General features: G+C 52.5%; 6 protein-coding genes. 1 reads left to right on the forward strand and 5 read right to left on the reverse strand.

Annotated elements, in window-relative coordinates:
* The 4 genes from sctJ to RTK32_RS19765 all read right to left on the reverse strand — a co-directional run.
* Positions 1-654, reverse strand: a 654-nt coding sequence (sctJ, locus tag RTK32_RS19750; protein WP_312046946.1) for a type III secretion system inner membrane ring lipoprotein SctJ, incomplete at its 3' end; no start/stop codon positions are given.
* A gap of 6 nt (positions 655-660) precedes the next feature.
* Positions 661-1,023: an EscI/YscI/HrpB family type III secretion system inner rod protein gene (locus tag RTK32_RS19755; RefSeq protein WP_312046948.1), complete on the reverse strand. Its 363-nt coding sequence runs from the start codon at positions 1,021-1,023 to the stop codon at positions 661-663.
* A gap of 72 nt (positions 1,024-1,095) precedes the next feature.
* Positions 1,096-1,326, reverse strand: coding sequence for a hypothetical protein (locus RTK32_RS19760; RefSeq protein WP_312046949.1), 231 nt, complete (start codon positions 1,324-1,326; stop codon positions 1,096-1,098).
* A 106-nt stretch (positions 1,327-1,432) separates the two neighbouring features.
* Positions 1,433-2,392 (reverse strand): sigma 54-interacting transcriptional regulator, encoded by a 960-nt coding sequence (locus RTK32_RS19765; protein WP_312046951.1) that lies wholly within the window; start codon positions 2,390-2,392, stop codon positions 1,433-1,435.
* A 405-nt stretch (positions 2,393-2,797) separates the two neighbouring features.
* On the opposite strand from RTK32_RS19765, the gene RTK32_RS19770 reads away from it, so the two are divergent.
* Positions 2,798-3,421, forward strand: a complete 624-nt coding sequence (locus RTK32_RS19770; protein ID WP_312046952.1) for a hypothetical protein — start codon at positions 2,798-2,800, stop codon at positions 3,419-3,421.
* Between the two features lie 43 nt (positions 3,422-3,464).
* On the opposite strand, the gene RTK32_RS19775 is transcribed toward RTK32_RS19770, so the two are convergent.
* Positions 3,465-4,020 (reverse strand): transglycosylase SLT domain-containing protein (locus RTK32_RS19775; RefSeq protein ID WP_312046954.1); only part of this gene is annotated, 556 nt, incomplete at its 5' end.

Raw genomic sequence — 4,020 nt, forward strand, 5'->3', positions numbered from 1 at the left:
GGTGCCGTATTCATCAGGCGAGAGCTGAAAAGGCCCCATCTGCACGACTTCTATCTTGTCTTCGTAGGTCTGAGCCGGCACAAACACTATCGCTAAATCTTTATCGCTTTTGCCCGCCAGGCCTGGAATGCTGGTGGACACCATTTGGCGGATGCGCGGCTCAATACTGTCCGGATCGAGCGTGTTGTGGTATTTAATAAATACCGAGGCGGAGGCGGGCTGCACCGGCTCGCCAGGCGCCAGCCTTTCCGGCAGCACCACGTGCACACGAGCCACCACCACGCCGTCAATTTGCGCCAGTGTCGATTCCACCTCCTGAGAAAGCGCATAAATATAGCGGGCGCGTTCCTCCATAGGGCTGGAAATCACGCCGCTTTTCTGGAATACCTCACCAAGGTTAGTGCGGGCTTTACGCGGCAATCCGGCGGAGTCGAGAATTTTCACGCTGCGCTCGATGTTTTCCGCATCGACCGCGACGGAAATGCCCGCTTTTTCGATCAGTTTCTGCGCGGCGATTTGATGCTGATTCAGTTCGGCGATGATATCGTTGGCGTCGTTTTCCGCCAGCCCGCTGTACAATACGGTTTTATCGCCACAGCCGACCAGAAAAAGCGCCAGCGAGCTTATCATTAGCCATTTCAGCAAAAGTTTCATAAGGGTTTACTGTAGGTTGGTCAGTTTATCGATGCTCTGGACGCCTTTGGCGACAATTTTTGCATTCATGAGGTTTTCAATATAATAATTCGACAGGGCGGCATTAGCCTGACTAAATTCTAATAAGTTGGAAGAGCGAGAGGCCTGCTGTAAATCCTGATAGGCTTGTTTTCTTTGCTGTTCATTATTATTTAAAGAGCTGGCTATGCCCGAAAGGAAATGGGTAACTTCGGTGGGGGCAGACACTTTTTCAACCTGAGGTTCTTTTAGCTGGGCAGCAAAGAAATCAACATCGTTCTGCTGCGGCTCATTTGTACTGTTCAGCTGGGTGACATGGGTTAGGTCTGCCGGGGAAGCATTTATTTTCATAACAATCTCGCGCTGGGTAACAGAACGAAAAGCGGTGCGGATCGGGGGCCAGACCCGCACCAGCAGAGGATATTAGTACTGAATTTTAACCTGAGCAGCGGCAGAACCGGCCTTGGCGGCGCTGTCGGCAATACTGTTCATTTTGTTGTTCTGCCTGTCCAGCTCGGCCTTATCAACCATGTCCTGCTGCATTTTTCCCTGGACGGCCTGCATTTGAGACATAAAGCTCGCACCATCAGTTGCGCTTTCAATTTTTGTAGCAGCTGCAGCTGTGTTTGAAATACCAGCGGATACTGAAGACATAGTGTGACTCCTGATTAATTAAAGGGTGGTTGTCAGCATATTCGTTAATTAAGTGGGCGTGGCGCAAAAACGGTTCCAAAGAAAATAAATTATTTTTATAAAATTTTCAGGCAACGATGTTCAGTAATTTAATCCGGTGATAAAGGGTACGGCGCGGGATGCCTAATTCATGTACCACGTCATCAATTTTATGGCCGTGCCGATGCAAACACTCTTTAATCAGGCTGCGCTCTATGCGACGCAGGCGGTCTTTTAATAACGTCGCTTCGCCTTCGCCCGGCGTGATGTTACACAGCGGCGGCAGATGCAGTACGTGGCGCTCCGCCGCCGCTTTAAGCTCGCGAATATTGCCCGGCCAGCTGTGCAGCAGCAGGGCCTCATCCAGCGCCAGCGAACGCGGGGGGATAGGCTGCTGTAACCGCATGGCCGCTTCCTGGGTAAAGCGGCGAAACAGCGGGATAATCAGTTCGGCATGGGAACGCACCGTCGGCGTTTCCAGCCTGATAGTCGAAAGGCGGAAATAGAGATCGCGGCGAAAACGTCCCGCTTCTACCATGTCGATAAGCGGTGTCTGCGAGGCGGCGACCACGCGCAGATCCAGCGGCACAGGTTGGGTGGATCCCAGTCTGTGTATGGCACGTGTTTCCAATACGCGCAGCAGTTTTGCCTGTAACATCAGCGGCATACTGTCTATCTCATCCAGAAACAGAATGCCTTTGTCGGATGCTTCAATATAGCCTGCCCGTGAATGGGTGGCGCCGGTGTAGGCGCCGGCCATCACGCCGAACAGTTCGCTTTCCGCCAGATTTTCCGGGATAGCCGCACAGTTCACTGAAATCAGCGGACCTTTAGCGCCGGAAAGCTGGTAGATACGGCGGGTCAGGGTGTCCTTACCCGTACCGGTTTCGCCTTCCAACAGCAGATCAACTTTTAGTGGCGCAAGGTTGTCGATCAGCGGATGCAGGCTGGCATGGATATCCGTTCTGGCTGTGCCAGGCTCGGTAAGGAAAGCCGTGACTTTATCGTGACGGATACTGCCTGACTCTTTCTCACTACCCGTTACCATATTTTCTCCTGTCTACCCTCGGACTATGCAGTTAGCAATCTGTTGCAAATCAAGCAAAAAACAATAAGAAATCAGAGGCGGGCTGCTCAGGGTAATACTCAATATTTGTTTACTATTTACTAGCGCGACCTTGAGAGGCTATCAGTTTCATCTGAAGTTGTGGTGGGGATCTCCGTGGGGCAAGGTAAGGAAATCCCTACACAAATTCCGCCGCGCAACGGTAAGCTGATGTAAATAATCGCATTATCCAGATTACAAAACGTTAATAATGCGTAATTTTATTTACCATGATTAAGACTTTGCCAGTGCCAGTGGAACATGTCTGACCTGTTCTCCACCCAAAACGGAGACGAAGCCTTGAGGGGTGGACTCGTAACGGTTATTTCACTGAACAGAGGAAGCGGCATGAAAATAGGCGGCGATGTAAACAGCGTAATTGGCGGCGGCAATAAGGGGGGCGATGCAGGCCTGGAGCTACCCCTGGCGTCAAAGCAGAAGAATGAGCAGGGCGCCCCGGGTCTGGGTAATATCCTGAATTTCGACAGCCCCGCATTAAAAGGCAGTGGTGGCCAGGGCGTAAATTTTGGCAACAAAGAAGCGTTGGCCCGAACCGGTAACGAGGGAAACAGCCAGTCTACAAGTAGCGAAAGCAGCATTACCCAATTGCTGAACGCTATTCTGGAGCTGCTGAAAAGTAGCGAGGCGAACAATGAGAAAAAAGGGGCGGATGCTTCAGGATCCGGTAACGGCAATGCGGGTTCTCAGGAAGCTTCCGGCAATGGCGATATCCTGACTCAGCTGATGGAAATGATTAAAAAGATGCTGGGACAGTCTTCTGAGGGCACAAATGCATCGGGTCAGAGCGGCTCAGAAGGTTCAGAGGGCAACGGTAAGACCTCTCAGGACGATCAAAGCAGCAGCGGGCTGGCCGCTAAACTGGGCGGTGCCCTGCAGATGTTGGGGCTGGGTACGCTTCTTTCGGCACTTTCCGGTGGGGCCGGTGCGCAGGGCGGCGGTGAAGGAAAATAGCGTGTCGGCAGACTTAGGGGCGATCGTCGATCGCCCTTATCGATCAGGCGGGCAGCGTGCCTTTGCCGGTGGCGATGGTGTTAGCAAAATCCATCACCTTGTCCACGTAAGTCGCGTCACCCGTCCCTGTTTTTGAAATATCGCTTAAGTTGTTGAGGTTGACATTATTGGGGCCTGAATTGTAGGCACGTAATGCTGCCCCCATATTGCCATCGAACGTGTTGAGCTGCTCTTTCATATAGAGCGCCCCCGCCATGATATTGTCATGGGCAGCAGTCTGGCTGGCACCCTTGCCCAGCAAATCAGGGTTTTTATTTTGCAAATCGGCAAAGGTATTGCTGTTGACCTGCATCAGACCTGCATCCTGTAGCCCATTCCCACCATTGACTGTCGCTGCACCCAGATTACCGCGAGACTCCTGCCAGATTTGTGCCGCCAGCACGTTGGCAGGCACGCCAGTAGCCTGTGCCGCGTCTTGTATATCGGCCTCATAAGGCTTAAGCGAGTCGGGCAGATGAAGATCGCTGCTGCCAGTCGAAAGCGCCGGCGTGCTGCCCGAGGCTGCATGGGTATCAGTAGCTGATAGCGCGGGTGTGCTG

The sequence above is a fragment of the Erwinia sp. genome, assembly GCF_031978025.1.
Taxonomy (GTDB): domain Bacteria; phylum Pseudomonadota; class Gammaproteobacteria; order Enterobacterales; family Enterobacteriaceae; genus Erwinia.

What these genes read in the sequence shown, in the direction of transcription:
- RTK32_RS19755 (WP_312046948.1), bottom strand. Translation starts at nt 1,023, where the DNA reads ATGAAAATAAATGCTTCCCCGGCAGACCTAACCCATGTCACCCAGCTG.
- RTK32_RS19760 (WP_312046949.1), bottom strand. Translation starts at nt 1,326, where the DNA reads ATGTCTTCAGTATCCGCTGGTATTTCAAACACAGCTGCAGCTGCTACA.
- RTK32_RS19765 (WP_312046951.1), bottom strand. Translation starts at nt 2,392, where the DNA reads ATGGTAACGGGTAGTGAGAAAGAGTCAGGCAGTATCCGTCACGATAAA.
- RTK32_RS19770 (WP_312046952.1), top strand. Translation starts at nt 2,798, where the DNA reads ATGAAAATAGGCGGCGATGTAAACAGCGTAATTGGCGGCGGCAATAAG.